Source organism: Sporacetigenium mesophilum DSM 16796 (assembly GCF_059569055.1).
In genome coordinates, this window is the sequence record NZ_JCANUR010000011.1 from 14385 (window position 1) to 28768 (window position 14384).

The 14384-nt window shown below is 29.0% G+C and carries 17 protein-coding genes; 10 read left to right on the forward strand and 7 right to left on the reverse strand.

Annotated features, from left to right (window positions below):
* Window positions 1-76 precede the first annotated feature (76 nt).
* Window positions 77-301 (forward strand): DUF4926 domain-containing protein, encoded by a 225-nt coding sequence (locus tag BS62_RS09720; RefSeq protein WP_496491073.1) that lies wholly within the window; start codon window positions 77-79, stop codon window positions 299-301.
* 171 nt (window positions 302-472) lie between these two features.
* Window positions 473-793, forward strand: coding sequence for a hypothetical protein (locus BS62_RS09725; RefSeq protein WP_496491074.1), 321 nt, complete (start codon window positions 473-475; stop codon window positions 791-793).
* 223 nt (window positions 794-1016) lie between these two features.
* Here BS62_RS09725 and BS62_RS09730 read toward each other — a convergent pair whose 3' ends face one another.
* Window positions 1017-1577: a beta-class carbonic anhydrase gene (locus BS62_RS09730; RefSeq protein ID WP_496491075.1), complete on the reverse strand. Its 561-nt coding sequence runs from the start codon at window positions 1575-1577 to the stop codon at window positions 1017-1019.
* A gap of 568 nt (window positions 1578-2145) precedes the next feature.
* Between BS62_RS09730 and BS62_RS09735 the strand changes: the two genes are divergently transcribed.
* Genes BS62_RS09735 through BS62_RS09745 form a run of 3 tightly spaced genes read left to right on the forward strand, consistent with a single transcriptional unit; the run spans window position 2146 to window position 4244 of the window.
* Window positions 2146-2760 carry a nucleoside recognition domain-containing protein gene (locus tag BS62_RS09735; protein WP_496491076.1) on the forward strand — a complete coding sequence of 205 codons (615 nt, stop codon included), beginning with the start codon at window positions 2146-2148 and terminating at the stop codon, window positions 2758-2760.
* Between the two features lie 30 nt (window positions 2761-2790).
* On the forward strand, window positions 2791-3324 hold the full coding sequence (locus BS62_RS09740) for a spore maturation protein (protein ID WP_496491077.1): 534 nt from the start codon (window positions 2791-2793) through the stop codon (window positions 3322-3324).
* An 11-nt stretch (window positions 3325-3335) separates the two neighbouring features.
* The gene (locus BS62_RS09745; RefSeq protein WP_496491078.1) at window positions 3336-4244 is read left to right on the forward strand and encodes a S66 peptidase family protein; all 909 of its coding nucleotides are present in this window, start codon (window positions 3336-3338) and stop codon (window positions 4242-4244) included.
* A 59-nt stretch (window positions 4245-4303) separates the two neighbouring features.
* Here the strand turns inward: BS62_RS09745 and BS62_RS09750 are convergent, their stop codons facing one another.
* Window positions 4304-5098, reverse strand: a complete 795-nt coding sequence (locus BS62_RS09750) for a M55 family metallopeptidase (protein ID WP_496491079.1) — start codon at window positions 5096-5098, stop codon at window positions 4304-4306.
* A gap of 23 nt (window positions 5099-5121) precedes the next feature.
* Complete coding sequence (locus BS62_RS09755) at window positions 5122-6309, reverse strand: M20 metallopeptidase family protein (protein ID WP_496491080.1); 1188 nt, start codon at window positions 6307-6309, stop codon at window positions 5122-5124.
* Window positions 6310-6460: 151 nt separating this feature from the next.
* Between BS62_RS09755 and alr the strand changes: the two genes are divergently transcribed.
* The 5 genes from alr to BS62_RS09780 all read left to right on the forward strand — a co-directional run bounded on the left by alr (window position 6461) and on the right by BS62_RS09780 (window position 10803).
* Complete coding sequence (alr, locus tag BS62_RS09760) at window positions 6461-7597, forward strand: alanine racemase (RefSeq protein ID WP_496491081.1); 1137 nt, start codon at window positions 6461-6463, stop codon at window positions 7595-7597.
* Window positions 7598-7827: 230 nt separating this feature from the next.
* Complete coding sequence (locus BS62_RS09765; RefSeq protein WP_496491082.1) at window positions 7828-8259, forward strand: hypothetical protein; 432 nt, start codon at window positions 7828-7830, stop codon at window positions 8257-8259.
* Between the two features lie 97 nt (window positions 8260-8356).
* On the forward strand, window positions 8357-8986 hold the full coding sequence (locus BS62_RS09770) for a hypothetical protein (protein WP_496491083.1): 630 nt from the start codon (window positions 8357-8359) through the stop codon (window positions 8984-8986).
* A gap of 89 nt (window positions 8987-9075) precedes the next feature.
* Window positions 9076-9444 (forward strand): hypothetical protein, encoded by a 369-nt coding sequence (locus BS62_RS09775; RefSeq protein ID WP_496491084.1) that lies wholly within the window; start codon window positions 9076-9078, stop codon window positions 9442-9444.
* 195 nt (window positions 9445-9639) lie between these two features.
* The gene (locus BS62_RS09780; protein ID WP_496491085.1) at window positions 9640-10803 is read left to right on the forward strand and encodes a DUF2812 domain-containing protein; all 1164 of its coding nucleotides are present in this window, start codon (window positions 9640-9642) and stop codon (window positions 10801-10803) included.
* 36 nt (window positions 10804-10839) lie between these two features.
* On the opposite strand, the gene BS62_RS09785 is transcribed toward BS62_RS09780, so the two are convergent.
* The 4 genes from BS62_RS09785 to BS62_RS09800 are packed head-to-tail and all read right to left on the reverse strand — an operon-like array spanning window position 10840 to window position 14148.
* Window positions 10840-11700, reverse strand: a complete 861-nt coding sequence (locus BS62_RS09785; protein WP_496491086.1) for a PhnE/PtxC family ABC transporter permease — start codon at window positions 11698-11700, stop codon at window positions 10840-10842.
* Window positions 11697-12500 (reverse strand): PhnE/PtxC family ABC transporter permease, encoded by an 804-nt coding sequence (locus BS62_RS09790; RefSeq protein WP_496491087.1) that lies wholly within the window; start codon window positions 12498-12500, stop codon window positions 11697-11699. Before BS62_RS09790 ends, BS62_RS09785 begins: the two co-directional genes overlap by 4 nt.
* Window positions 12463-13251 (reverse strand): phosphonate ABC transporter ATP-binding protein, encoded by a 789-nt coding sequence (locus BS62_RS09795; protein ID WP_496491088.1) that lies wholly within the window; start codon window positions 13249-13251, stop codon window positions 12463-12465. The genes BS62_RS09790 and BS62_RS09795 overlap by 38 nt, the downstream gene beginning before the upstream one ends.
* Before the next feature lie 12 nt (window positions 13252-13263).
* Window positions 13264-14148 carry a putative selenate ABC transporter substrate-binding protein gene (locus tag BS62_RS09800; protein WP_496491089.1) on the reverse strand — a complete coding sequence of 295 codons (885 nt, stop codon included), beginning with the start codon at window positions 14146-14148 and terminating at the stop codon, window positions 13264-13266.
* Window positions 14149-14384: the final 236 nt, after the last annotated feature.

The following is a 14384-nucleotide window of genomic DNA, read 5'->3' on the forward strand; positions in this document are numbered from 1 at the left end:
AAAAATATTATATAGTATATGTTCAATATAATATGTAGTCTTTATATACTATTTATTAAAATGCTTTTAGGAGTTGATGAAGATGGATTTATATGATGTAGTGGCTTTAAAAGTCGATATTCCTGAATACCGACTCACTAAAGGTCAAAAAGGAACTATATTATTAATATATAATGAAAATGATTTTGAAATTGAGTTTTGTGATGACGAAGGGATAACGTTATATTTAGGAACTATTTGTAAAGACAAATTAGAATTGGTATGGTCTTATAGTAATAAGTCTTATATAAAAAACAAGTAGGTTGTTTCATAGTATTTATATATTACGCAGTTGTATAAGACTAAGTAATATAATAGCGTTTTAATTATATTGTAATAGAGTAATGTATTGCTCTAAACAATTCGTCCAATACAGAGTAACCAAAAAATCATAAATGAAAAAATACTTAAACATATAATGGAGGTTTTAATAATGAGAGAAGAATATATACTAAGAAGTATAGTATCATTGTTTCTAGCCATTTATTTGGTTACGTATTTTAAGGCGAAGAAAGAAGAAAATATAATTAAAGTTCCAAATTATATATCATTGCTATTTGGTGCACCAATAGGCATTGGATTTATGCCAATATTCACACTCTTATCTAGTTTTGCAAATATGGTTAGTTTTATAGTTGGATTGGCATGCTATTTTATTATTGATAAGGGATTGGGAGTCAATATATATATTTATATGTGGGTAAGTTTAACTATAATAGTATCTATATATGATATAATCAAGTATGGGGATTAGGATTATAGATAGCTTTTTATAAAAATTTAATTCTCCATATTTATAAACTGTGAAATAAATTTAAGATAAAAAGGGTGCGTTTTTAGTTAAAAAACACACCCTTTTTTACGTGATTTCTATTGTGATTTTGATTGAGATTTTAAGTGCAATTTTATAATTTGCACCTCAAAAGTAAACCCATTATTGAAATAATCAATGCAGCTTTTTTTGAGTAAAGTGAATTTTATTTATATCCATCTACAACAACTTCCAATTCCCCAGTTTCAGGATCTATTATAAGGCCATGAACTAAAACATCATTAGGCATTAAAGGATGCTTTTTAATTATAGAAGTACTTTCTATTACAGAATTATTTACACAACCAAAACCATGTAACCAATTTTTTAGATTAATTCCTGTATATTCAAGAGTTGATACAATATCCTCTTTTACACCTCTTTGCATAAATTGCTCAATCATATCATCTGGATTAATATTACTCATTCCACATCCATGATGGCCTATTACAAAAACTTCCTCAGCCTTTAATTCATAAATTGCAACTAAAAGACTTCTCATAATACTTCCAAATGGATGCATAACAACGGCACCTGCATTTTTAATAATTTTTGCATCTCCGTTTTTTAGATTTAAAGCACATGGAAGAAGTTCTGTTAATCTAGTATCCATACATGATAATATTACAATTTTTTTATTTGGATATTTCGTTGTTTTATATTTTTCGTATTCTTTATTTTCTACAAATGACTTATTATGTAGTAGCATTTCTTGAAGCTTATTCATATTATGACTCTCCCCTTAAATATGTTGTTTTTAATATACTAACATAATATACCAGTGGTAGAATAGTAAATTTTCATATGATTTAAAATTTTATTTTAAGTTATCATTAAGTAATGAGTTACTAAACATTTTAGCATAAATAACTAGGAATAAAGTCTCTTCTAATAAGGTCATCAAAAGAATTCCTTCTAACTATAAGGTTATAAGAGCTTTCTTTAATTAATACTACAGCTGGAATAAGGGATTTATTGTAGTTACTTGCCATAGAGTAGTTGTATGCACCAGTTGAAAATACTTCTAAAATATCTTTACGGTTAAGTTCTGGAACTTCAATATTTGAATTAATATATCTGTAGATTCACAGCACTTCCTGATATACTAACAGTTTCTTCATTTACGTATCCTATTTTATTAGCTATAACAGCACGGTATTGAGAACCATAAAGACCTGGCCTTTGTATATATACATATTAAGGTATTAAAATATTAATTTCTAAATATTAGTAATATTTAATGAAATGAAATAGTATTTTTTATAAAATAAATAAATTGTAAAGGGGAATTTTTTATGTTAAATGCAGTATGGCTTTTTCTTTTAGCAGTTGGAATTATAATGGGTATTGCAACAGGTAATGTTCAAGCTATAACAGATGCAGCTGTAGAATATTCACAAACCGCCGTTGAATTATCTTTAGGACTTATAGGAATAATGGCATTATGGCTTGGAATAATGAAAATTGCTGAAGAGTCAGATCTTATAAAACTTATAGCTAAGGGGCTAAAACCTATAATGGTGAAATTATTCCCAGATGTTCCACCAGAACATCCAGCTATGGGAGCTATGATTATGAACTTAGCGGCAAATGTATTAGGTCTTAACAATGCAGCAACACCACTTGGTATAAAAGCAATGAAAGAATTACAAACATTAAATACAGATAAACCAGAAACAGCATCAAATGCTATGTGTACATTCTTAGCTATAAATACAGCATCTGTAACCCTTGTTGCTTCAAGTCTTATTGGATATAGAGTTGCAGCAGGGTCTAAAAACCCAACAGAAATAATAGGGCCTAGTTTAATAGCAACATTATTATCAGCTATAGTTGCAGTAATAGTTGTTAAAACCCTAGAAAAAATATGGGTTAAAAGAGAAAAGAAAGCAGCAGATACACAAAAATAATTAAAATATCTTTAGATTGGGGGATTTTAGATGTTTGTAGATATAATGAATGCTATATCGCTTTATGCTATACCTGTGTTATTATTATTCATACCAGTATATGGATACATAAAAAAAGTTAAAGTTTATGAAGCTTTTACAGAGGGAGCAAAAGAAGGTTTTTCAACAGCGGTTATGATAATACCATACTTAGTAGCAATGCTTGTTGCAATAGGAGTATTTAGAGCATCTGGAGCTATGGATTTATTCACAAAAGCACTAGCGCCTATAACTAATTTAATAGGTATGCCTTCAGAAGTATTACCTATGTCTATAATGAGACCTCTATCAGGTGGGGGAGCCAATGGCCTTATGAATGAGTTATTTACAACTTATGGACCAGACTCTTTTATAGGAAGAATGGCATCTGTAATAAGTGGATCTTCTGAGACAACATTTTATGTTTTAGCAGTTTATTTTGGTGCTGTTGGAGTAAGAAAAACTCGTTATGCACTTCCAGCAGGACTTATAGCAGATACATTAGGTATAATAATAGCAGTTGTAATAACAAATATAGTATGGTAAGGGGGTAACTTATGGTATTTCCTAAAGGCTTACAAAAGGGGGACACTATAGGTATAGTAGCTCCTTCTAGCCCTTTTGATAGAAACAAAATTCCTGGAGTAGTTAATGCTTTAAATGACTTAGGTTATAAAGTAAAGCTTGGAAGAAGCTGCTATTCAAATTATAAAGGGTATTTAGCAGGGACGGATGAACTAAGAACAAAAGATATAGAAGATATGTTTTTAGATTGTGATGTAGATGTAGTTATGTGTATGAGAGGTGGTTATGGAACACCTAGAATACTAGATATGATAGATTATAGAGTAATAAAAAATAATCCTAAAGCTTTTATAGGGTTTTCTGATATAACAGCTTTGCATATTGCATTTAATCAAAAATGTGGTTTGGTAACTTTTCATGGGATAATGGGTTTGACCTCACCGAATTGGGATGATTTTACTTATAACTCTCTTTTAGATGCACTTAATATGGGAAATTACCTAAATTTAAGAAATCCAAAGAAAAATAAGGTTCATACATTTGTAGAAGGAGTAGCTGAAGGTGAAATAATAGGTGGAAACCTAGCATTACTTACAGCTACTATAGGAACTGAATATGAAATAGATGCAAAGGGAAAGATACTTTTCATTGAAGAAATAGGAGAACCTATATATAGAATAGATAGAATGCTTACACAATTAGCCCTAGCAGGTAAGTTTGATGATTGCTGTGGAATAATATTTGGAGATTTCAATGCTTGTGACAAACAAGATGATGATGATTTTGAAATAGAAGAAATACTAAAAGAAAGAGTAGAGAAGTTCGACAAACCATGTATATATAACTTAAAATCAGGTCACTGTATGCCTATGATAACAATACCTTTTGGTGTTAAATGTAGGTTAGATGCTACTAATAAAAAAGTAGAGCTTTATAAATAAAATTTAATGTTAACTAAAAATAGCCACAAAATATAATTAAATATTTTGTGGCTATTTTACTATATAAAGAAAAACATTCTTAAGAATTCATAGTAATTATCTGTTTTAAAAGATATTGTTTGAGGATCTATTTGTTTAACATCTGGATAAAAGGATGCCTTATACGCTCTATAGTGTTGTCTAAAATGTATTTCTATATTAAATTCCTTTGGCAATTCTATTTTGTACTTATCTAAGTTTGTATTCAAAGCCTCATAAACCTTATCTTCTATAAGCTTTAAAGCTAAATTGGGATGAATAGATATAGAAGCATCACCAATGCCTTTTATTACAGGAACTGTTATTATATTTTGATTTAGTTCTTTAGCAGATTCACATAACATTTCATCTCCACTTACAAATACTACAGGAACATCAAACATAGCAGCAGTATAAGCATTTATCATAAATTCAGTTGCAACTTTCCCGTTTATTTTTATATAGTCATAATCGCAGTGCATAGTATGAGAAAGGGGATTTCCATTTTGACTAGAACCACTGTGATATCCAGTAAATAAACAGGCATCAAAACTTTTATCTATTCCAGCCATCATAATAAGTGGATTTCTAGCCCAATCTCTCATTATTTTGATATTTTCAGGAAGTAGTGATGGATCTATAGTTCTAGCAGATCCATGGGCATCCTTAATAAATATTTCACTACATCCTATTTTATTAGCTCCAATACATGCAGCATTAACTTCTTTGGACATTTGTTTTCTAAAAAATTCTCCTTCAACAGATGTAAGCTCCGTTTCACCCCAATGTGATATTCCTGTAGTTCCTTCTATATCAGAACTAATAAATATTTTCATATATATACCCCCATATAAATAAATTACGATATTTTACTTAAAGATAATAAATTCATAATTTGCATAGCTACACCTATAGGTAAGCAATCTTCATCTATGTTAAACTCAGCAGTATGAAGAGGTGAAGTTATATTTTTAGATTCATTTTTACAGCCTAAATGGAAAAAAGCTCCCTTTGTATGTTCTAAGAAAAATGAAAAATCCTCTGCTCCAAGGGATGGATGTTCTTTAACTAAAACCTTATCATCTCCAAGTAGTATTTTTCCTTGTTCTTTTATTATATCAACGACAAAATTGTTGTTAACTAAAGGGGCATACCCTATTTCAATTTCAACAGTTCCAACACCGCCAAATGATGATGAAACATCTTTTACTATTTGATGTATTCTTTCTTTTGCAAATGCACGAGTCTTTGGATCTAATGTTCTTAATGTGCCAGATATCTCAACTTTATCACAAATTATATTTTCCTTTATCCCACCTTTTATTATTCCAAGAGATAAAACTGCAGAATTTGTTGGTGCAATATTTCTACTAACTATAGTTTGAAGAGCAGTTATAACATGAGCCCCTATGACTATAGCATCAACACCATTTTCAGGATATGCACCATGTGCCTGTTTTCCATCTACAGTTATTTTTATCGTGTCAGTAGATGCATTTAAAGTATTGTGTTTTACTTCTATATATCCAGTGTCTACATTAGGCATAACATGAAGACCTAATATATAATCTACTTTAGGATTATCAAGACAGCCATCTTCAATCATAAATTGTGCACCACCAACTGTTTCTTCTGCTGGTTGGAACAGAAATTTAACATTAACAGGAATTTGATTTTTTATAGAATTTAATATTTTGGCAACTCCCAAAAGTATTGCAGTATGGGCATCATGACCACAGGCATGCATCTTTCCGCCATGAATAGATTTATAATCACATTGGCTTTTTTCTTCAATGGGAAGGGCATCTATATCAGCTCTTAAAGCAATTGTCATATTTGCAGATTCATTAAGGATAATTCCTGTTATTCCTGTGTGTTTTTTTGACTCTGAATACTCAATTCCTATTTCATCTAAGTATTTTTTTATTTTATCTCTAGTTATAAATTCTTCCATTCCAAGTTCTGGAGTTTTATGTAAATCACGTCTGACTTTTATTAGCCATTCTTTTATTTCATTTGCTTTTTCATATATAAAATTTTTGTCCATATAAAAATCACCTCATTTAGTTATTAATTTTATTAATAAACATACATAATAATAATATGATTAAAAAACTTAGTTTATTTTAAATACAAAATCAGTATATTATATAATATGTAAATGTAGCTTATATATTAGTTATAATTGAGGTGTTAATATGGATACATTGCGAAATACTTGGGTTGAAGTAAACCTAGACAATTTATCAGATAATATTAAAGAAATAAGGAAGATGCTTAAAGATAATACTAAAATAGGAGCAGTTTTAAAAGCAAATGCATATGGCCATGGAGCTATAGAAGTTGCAAAAGTTATGATAGAAGAAGATGTTGATTATATTTGTGTTGCATCATTAAATGAAGCATTGGAAATAAGAAAAATATATAAAGATATTCCTATTTTGGTTATGGGTTATATATCAAATGAACATATTCATATAGCTATAAAAAACAATATAACTATAACTATATTTAATATAGAACAAGCGATAAAGGTATCAAATATATGCAGTGAATTATCTAAAATAGGAAAAATTCACATTAAAGTTGATACAGGATTTAATAGGCTTGGATTTAGGGTAGATAAAGAATTAATAGATACAATAAAAGAAATAGTAAATTTAAAAAATTTATATATAGAAGGTATGTTTTCTCACTTAGCATTAAAGGATGTAGAAAATGACAATAAACAATTTTATTTATTTGATAACATTATAGAGCAAATTGAAAAAGAGGGGATAAATATACCTATTAAACATATATGTGACAGTATTGGAGCTGTAGCATATCCAAATTACCATATGGACATGGTTAGAATAGGTGCTAGTTTATATGGATACAATGGTAGAAAATCATCTATGGATTTAAAACCAGTTCTAACCTTTAAGGCTAAGATATCATTTATTAAAGAAATAGAAAAAGGGGAAGGGATAAGTTATGACTATACATTTGTAGCAAATCAAAAAATGAAAATTGCTACTATTCCTTGTGGATATGGTGATGGAATTCCAAGAATATTATCAAACAAAGGGTATGTTACAATAAATAATCAAAGAGCTAAAATTATTGGAACAATATGTATGGACCAATGTATGGTAGATATAACTCAAATTAAAGATGTGTTTGTAGATGATGAAGTAATATTTTATGGAGAAAGTGGAATCAAACTTACACAAGTTGCCAGCTGGGCTAACACCAATAGAAATGAAATTTTAAGTTTGGTTTCAAGAAGAGTTCCAAGGATTTATTATAAAGATAATAAAATAGTAAAAATCTTAGATTATCTAAGTTCATAGAACTTTGCAAATTGTTAGTAATTGTACTATATTATTTGTTTTACTAAATGTTATAATAAAAAAGAAGCTAATATAAAGGTTTATTATATAAGCTTCTTTTTTTATTATAAATTACTATTAATATACTCTTCTATAGTTAATCCAGTTTTTTCGCATCATTTGTTTCGCTATTGTAAAAACTCCATAGTTCGTTTAATTTAATATAACTAATATAAAAGGAGGGGATCTTATTGGAGAATAAAAATATGAGAACTAAAAAGTCTTTCCCAAAGTACTTTGTACTTATCTTAGTGATAGTTAATTTACTTATGGTTATTAACAATTACAATATAAATAAACAAAGAGGCTACTATATAGGAAAAATTGAAAATATAGAACATAAAGATGAAATTACTACAGTAGAAGTTTCACCAATTCCAAGTAATCGTTATTTCATACATAAAATCAAAGGAAATCACAAGATACAATATGCAGACAATATAGGAATTACAGGAATAAAAGCCCCAAATAAAGAAGGTAAAGAACTTTATTTAGGGCAACTGGGGGAAACTATTGAAAATTTAAAAGTAGGAGATTCTATTGTATTTAAAGTTAGGTATTACGATAAAAACGATTATAAATTAGAAATTGATGAACTTGCAGTAGACCTTACATTAGAATAGCTTTTCATTATAAATTCAAAATTACTTAGCAATTTTTATTTATTATGTATTAAATAGGGTATTTGTTTTGGTGAGAACTTAATAAGGGGGAATAATCATGTTTATAGTTAAAGAGTTTGCTTTTACTATTACAGGGATTTTAATAATAATATATGGACTTATAGTATTAACAGGAAGAAAATTTATGATAAAGCGAGAGTATGATAGTATTTTTACAATTTTTATTATCATATTATTTAATATTATAAGATATATTGAATACGTCTTGTCAAGCGGAAGGTCTAATAATATCATATCTATATTATTAGACCTAAGATATATTGGATGGGGAGAGATGTTTTATCTGTTATTTATTGCTTTTTTATTTATAGTAGCTGTTATGATAAATATGGGAAGGTATACCTTAACCAATGTTAATTCTCAAATGGTATTAGATACGCTCACTGAGATTTTAAAAGAAAAAGAAATATCTTATGAGGAAGAAGTCAGCTCTGTGATTTTAAGAGATTTCGATAATAAGATAATATCCTATAAACAATCTTTCAATTCAGTAGAAGTTGATCTGAGAGAAATAAGAAAAACTTCCTTTTATAAGGAGCTTAAGAAAGAATTAGGATGTAGAATTAAAAAAATCAAAGTGAGAGTTTTTCCAACTACAGGCTTATTCTTAATAGGACTAGGCGTAATAACAATGGCAATACCACAGTATATTGGAAAGATATTATGATGAAAAATAAACAATATTTATTGAGTAATCTTTATAAACTGAGAACTAATTACTATATAATTAAATTTGAATTTATGGTGGGATATTAAATGAAAAAGTTGATATATTTTATAAGTCTGTGTTTAATAACTATTATGTTAAGTTCATGTGGTCAGAGTAATAAGAAATTGGAAAATATGACAACCCGAGAAAATAATGATTATCATGCGATTGTTTGGGGAAATAGGACTTATATTCCTTTTTGTGCTGTTGACAATAGCGGACAAGGAGCACAAATTGGTATAGTTAATGGAGATAAGAAAGACCAAGTTTATGAATATAAAGGCTATTCTACTGATGATTGGATAATTTCATTTTATAAATCTGGAGAAATGGACAGTTCTATGTTAATGAAAGAGATAAATGTAACAGAAATACCTAATAATTTAAAATCTGAGTATGAGTGGAATAATAAATAGTTTTTTTAATTACATTTTATATAAGTAAAACATAGAACTTACAGATGTCATGCTGATATGGGTTTAATATTAGCACTTTTAATAATTCTATTATCAAATATTTTTGATAGATGACAATTTCTATTACTGTGTATTATCATGTATGAAATCTATAATATATGATTTTATAGATTGGTACATATATTATATTAGGGGGTGGTTGCAATAGGTAATGCAACTTATAGATTGCGTTTTGGTGAATATTGGCGTATTGGGGAACAAGAAAGCTGGTTTGAAGATATGGCTTTACAGGGTCTACATTTAGATGAGATAGGACTAATATTTGTTAAATTTGAGAAGGGCGAGCCTAAAGAGACAAGGTATAGAATAGGCGTTTCATCAAATGAGGATATAGTACAAGAAGAAAAGATACATTACTCACAAAGGGGATGGCAATATGTTACAAGTTATAGAAATTTAAATGTATTTTCATCACCATATGAACTAAATGCATCAGAATTTTATACAGATCCTGCCGAGCAATCATATACATTGAAAAAATTAAGCAAAGAATTAGTATGGGCTGCATTTATAAATATAGCATTAATAATTATGTTTATAGCTATGTATTATTCTAAATGGTTTAGCGATACAAATACTTTAGCTTTAATAGAGTCAAGAGATATTCAACCTGTTGTACTAAGTATATATTTTCTATATTCATCATTTAACTCAATAAAAGCAGCTATATATATTACAAATTTGAGAAAAAATCTAGAAAGAGGAAAGCCAATTAATCACAACGCTCCATGGAAGAAACAACGGGTACTAAATTATAGAGGAGCAGTAGTATATCTGGTATTTCTTACTACACTTATAATACCAACTATGTCAGATAATATAAAAACACTGCCGAGTAATAGTGATGATTTACCTATTGTAAGGTTAGCAGATATAGAAAAGGATCCAAATTTAGTTAGGCATGAATCCTTAGATGGGGATATTGATTGGGCTAATTATTATGAACATAACTGGAGTATATTTGCACCAATACAATACTCATCTTATGAAGAAGGTGTTGTTTCAGATGTACACTCTCCAAGTATGAATACAAGGGTGTATAAGCTTAGATACCCATCTATGGCAGAAGATCTTATTTCTGATTTAATTAAAAGATTTGATATTGAACCTGATGATAAAAATTTAATTAAATTAAATAATAAAGATTTTGATAACTTAATTGTCTATGAGTCAAAGGATTTCAAAGATGTATTTGCGTCTAAGGGAAAAGGGGTAATTCACGTTAGGTATTTTGGCAATGCAAAAACTGATGCAATAATTGATAGCGTTTTACATAAGATTAATTTAATTTCACAATAAAAGCCTACATCTTATAAAATAAGATATAGGCTTTTTCTATTGAACTAATTTTCTAAATCCCTCTGACAATAAATCAGAAAGAGCTACAAGAATCATGTAACATATTAATATTAAAGTTATTTCAGTATAATTAAACCAACTCATAGCTAGCTTAAATTCTAGACCAAGACCTGCAGCGCCTACAAAACCTACAACTATCGTTGTACGAATAATAACTTCCCATCTATATAATATAAATGTAATAAACTTAGGCATTACCATTGGTATTACACCGTAAATAAGAATTTGGGAAGTAGAAGCTCCAGAAGAAGATAAATTTCTAATTGGTCTTAAATCTAGATCTTCTATAACTTCTGCACATAGCTTTCCAAGTATACCAAAGTTATGAAGTGCTAAGGCTATGGCACCAGGTAATATCCCAGGCTTAAATATAAATATTATAATCATAGCCCAAATTAACTCAGGTACGGCCCTTGAAAATATATATAAAACACGTATTATTCCATATAAAATTTTACTATACCACTTCTTGGATAAAGTCAGTGTACCATCTGCAACGTTTCTAGAAGCTGCAATTACAGTTAAAATCATTCCAATAGTTGCAAATCCTATTGCCATAATACTCATAACCAAAGTTTCGTAGGTAAGATTTAATGCTAATTGCCACATTTTTATGTCCTTAAATGCTGGATTGTCATTATTTATTCCAAACATAGAACTTAAAAACTTTTTTGTAAAAGATATATTTTTATCTGAAAATAACTCAGAGATATTTGCATTTTCAACATTAAATATAAACATCCATGATGATATAACTAATACTAACAATAAGATTAAAGAAAACTTAACAAAATTAATTCTAAATGGCTTTTTTAATTCTTTTACTCCTTGCTTCATGCTACCAACCTCTTTCGAAGTAAATTACTCCAAATATCAATTAATACAACTAATGCTATTAAAAAGAACATAAATGTCCAAACTTCATTATATTTTAAGTCGTTTAAAGATAAGTTAATTTGATATCCTAAACCACCTAATCCAACAAAACTCATAATTGTAGACGAACGAATAGCACATTCAAATCTATACATAGTATAGCTAATCATATTAGGTATAGCTATTGGCAAATAACCATAAAATAATATTTGAAGCTTTGATGCTCCACTAGACTTTAATGCCTTTATTGGCTCTTTTGAAACATCGTTGAGTATATCGGCAAATACACGACCAAGTGTACCACCATATGGAATAGCAAGAGCGAATATTGCAGCAAAAGGTGATAATCCAATTGATGCTACAAATAACCATGCCCATACTAATTCGTGTATAGCACGCATAAATCCTAGGACACCTCTAAATACAGTCATAGAAATTGATTTAGTATAGTTATTAGATGTTAATACCCCAGATGCCAAAATTCCAAATATTAATGCTATTATAATTGCCAAAGACATACCAGCTACGGCATAAGCTAGTGTTAACCATGTTGATTCTATAGCTAATTTAATTATATCTGAAGATAATTCAGGATTAAAAAAAGCTTTTACAATTTGAATTATTGTAGCTTTTCCACCTGAGTGCAGTAAATCCGGTCCCCAGTTTACAGAAGATAAACTAAAAAGAAAAACTAAAATCATCAACAAAGTCAAAATATTTCTTTTATGAAAGTTGAGGGATTGTTTCAAACTTTTTTCCATTTTGTCTCAACTCCTTTATGTTGTAAAGGTCATGTAAATCTTTATCAGTTACTTCATCTGTAGGAAGGTCAAAGAATATTTTTCCGTCCTTTAATGCTATTATACGAGTAAAGTATTTTTTAGCATATTCTACAGAGTGAAGACTTGCTATAAGTGTTTGATTTTCTTCTTTTACAAGTTCAACTAACATTGATAATAAATCATCAGCACGAGCTGGGTCTAATGATGATACAGGCTCATCGGCTAATATTATTTCTGGATTTTGAACTAAAAGTCTTGCAAGTGCAACTCTTTGTTGTTGACCTCCAGATAAGTCAGATGTTTTATCGTATATTTTATCTAATAAACCAACTCTCTCAAGTGATTTTATAGCTATATTCTTATCTTGTGGAAAAATTAAAGAGAGGGCAGATTTAAAAAATCCCCATTCGTTTAGTCTACCTGCTAAAACATTGTGAATTACAGGTAGTGGACCTACCAAATCAAATTGTTGACGAATAATACCTAATTTCTTAGATAATTTCTTATTATTATAGTTCTTAGATGGTATATTATCTATTATTAACTCTCCATTGTCAGGCTTTACAACATTAGCTAAAGTATTTAATAAAGTTGTTTTACCTGCACCACTAGGGCCAATTAATGCAATTATTTCACCTTTTTCTATAGGCAAAGAAAGGGAAGACAAAGCTTCCATCTCCCCATAGTATTTTGATATATTATTTAAATTAAACATTTCTTTATTTGACATATTAATCACCTACTATTTAACCATTCCTAGCTCTTTAGCAACAGAACGGATTTTTTCATAGTTCTCATTTTTAGTTTCTATAAACTTATCTGATTGGAAAACTTCCATTATCGTTGCATTATCTTTATCATTTAAAGAAAGTAGTGCTTCTTTTATTTTATCTGTAGTACCTTCGCCAAATTCTTTATCTATATTTTCGTTTGCAGTCCAGTGATAATCATAATAAGCTGGTGTTACATAGGCAACATTTACTTTACTTAAATCTACCTTTTTCTCATCAACAGCGCTTTTCCATACTGATTCATTTAAAACCCCTGCTTGGAAAGATCCAGATTCTACAAGTTTCCAAGTTTTATCGTGTGAACCAGAGTAGTTTGGAGCACCATCAAAATCCTTAGTTGGATCAATTCCTGCTTCTTTTAAGAAGTAACGAGGCATTAAGTGACCAGAAGTAGAACTTTCACTACCAAATGTAAAGCTTAATCCTTTTAAATCTTTTAATTCTTTAGCATCTATATTTTTTTGAGTTATAAAGACAGAGTGGAATTCTTGGTCCATAGGTCTTTGAGCTATAGCTTGAGCATTAGGAACTAAATCTCTAGCTTGAACTCCAGTAAGTCCACCAAACCAAGCTAAGTGCATTTCTCCTCTTTCAAAAGCAGTTACTAAAGCTGCATAGTCACTAGAAGGAACATACTCAACTTTTACTCCTATTTTTTCACTAAGGTAATTTTCAAGTTCGCCAAGAGACCTACTTAATTTTGCTGCATCTTGATCAGGTATTGCACCTATTTTAAGTACTTTTTCTTCTTTAGGTTCTTCTGAAGTTTTTGAAGTACAAGCTGTAAGTGATACTACCATTAATACTGCTAATAATGCTGTGATTATTTTTTTCATATTTTCGTCTCCCCTTTTTAATATGTAACTAAATTTATTTTATAGTATTATTATAGGTATTGTAAAATTTAAAAAAACTATAGCTAACTACTTGTGTATAGATATTTTCTATAGTAAAAAGGTTTAAGAATATAGTTATACACTAGAAATGTATAAAAAAATTGAAATATAGTGTATAATATACAAGAAATATATCGAAAAGGAGGAGATTAAAATTAATAACATAGATATAAAAG

Bases quoted from the DNA above. Each gene is read 5' to 3' on its own strand.
- BS62_RS09720 (WP_496491073.1), top strand. From the start codon at position 77: ATGAAGATGGATTTATATGATGTAGTGGCTTTAAAAGTCGATATTCCT.
- BS62_RS09725 (WP_496491074.1), top strand. From the start codon at position 473: ATGAGAGAAGAATATATACTAAGAAGTATAGTATCATTGTTTCTAGCC.
- BS62_RS09730 (WP_496491075.1), bottom strand. From the start codon at position 1,577: ATGAATAAGCTTCAAGAAATGCTACTACATAATAAGTCATTTGTAGAA.
- BS62_RS09735 (WP_496491076.1), top strand. From the start codon at position 2,146: ATGTTAAATGCAGTATGGCTTTTTCTTTTAGCAGTTGGAATTATAATG.
- BS62_RS09740 (WP_496491077.1), top strand. From the start codon at position 2,791: ATGTTTGTAGATATAATGAATGCTATATCGCTTTATGCTATACCTGTG.
- BS62_RS09745 (WP_496491078.1), top strand. From the start codon at position 3,336: ATGGTATTTCCTAAAGGCTTACAAAAGGGGGACACTATAGGTATAGTA.
- BS62_RS09750 (WP_496491079.1), bottom strand. From the start codon at position 5,098: ATGAAAATATTTATTAGTTCTGATATAGAAGGAACTACAGGAATATCA.
- BS62_RS09755 (WP_496491080.1), bottom strand. From the start codon at position 6,309: ATGGACAAAAATTTTATATATGAAAAAGCAAATGAAATAAAAGAATGG.
- alr (WP_496491081.1), top strand. From the start codon at position 6,461: ATGGATACATTGCGAAATACTTGGGTTGAAGTAAACCTAGACAATTTA.
- BS62_RS09770 (WP_496491083.1), top strand. From the start codon at position 8,357: ATGTTTATAGTTAAAGAGTTTGCTTTTACTATTACAGGGATTTTAATA.
- BS62_RS09775 (WP_496491084.1), top strand. From the start codon at position 9,076: ATGAAAAAGTTGATATATTTTATAAGTCTGTGTTTAATAACTATTATG.
- BS62_RS09785 (WP_496491086.1), bottom strand. From the start codon at position 11,700: ATGAAGCAAGGAGTAAAAGAATTAAAAAAGCCATTTAGAATTAATTTT.
- BS62_RS09790 (WP_496491087.1), bottom strand. From the start codon at position 12,500: ATGGAAAAAAGTTTGAAACAATCCCTCAACTTTCATAAAAGAAATATT.
- BS62_RS09795 (WP_496491088.1), bottom strand. From the start codon at position 13,251: ATGTCAAATAAAGAAATGTTTAATTTAAATAATATATCAAAATACTAT.
- BS62_RS09800 (WP_496491089.1), bottom strand. From the start codon at position 14,148: ATGAAAAAAATAATCACAGCATTATTAGCAGTATTAATGGTAGTATCA.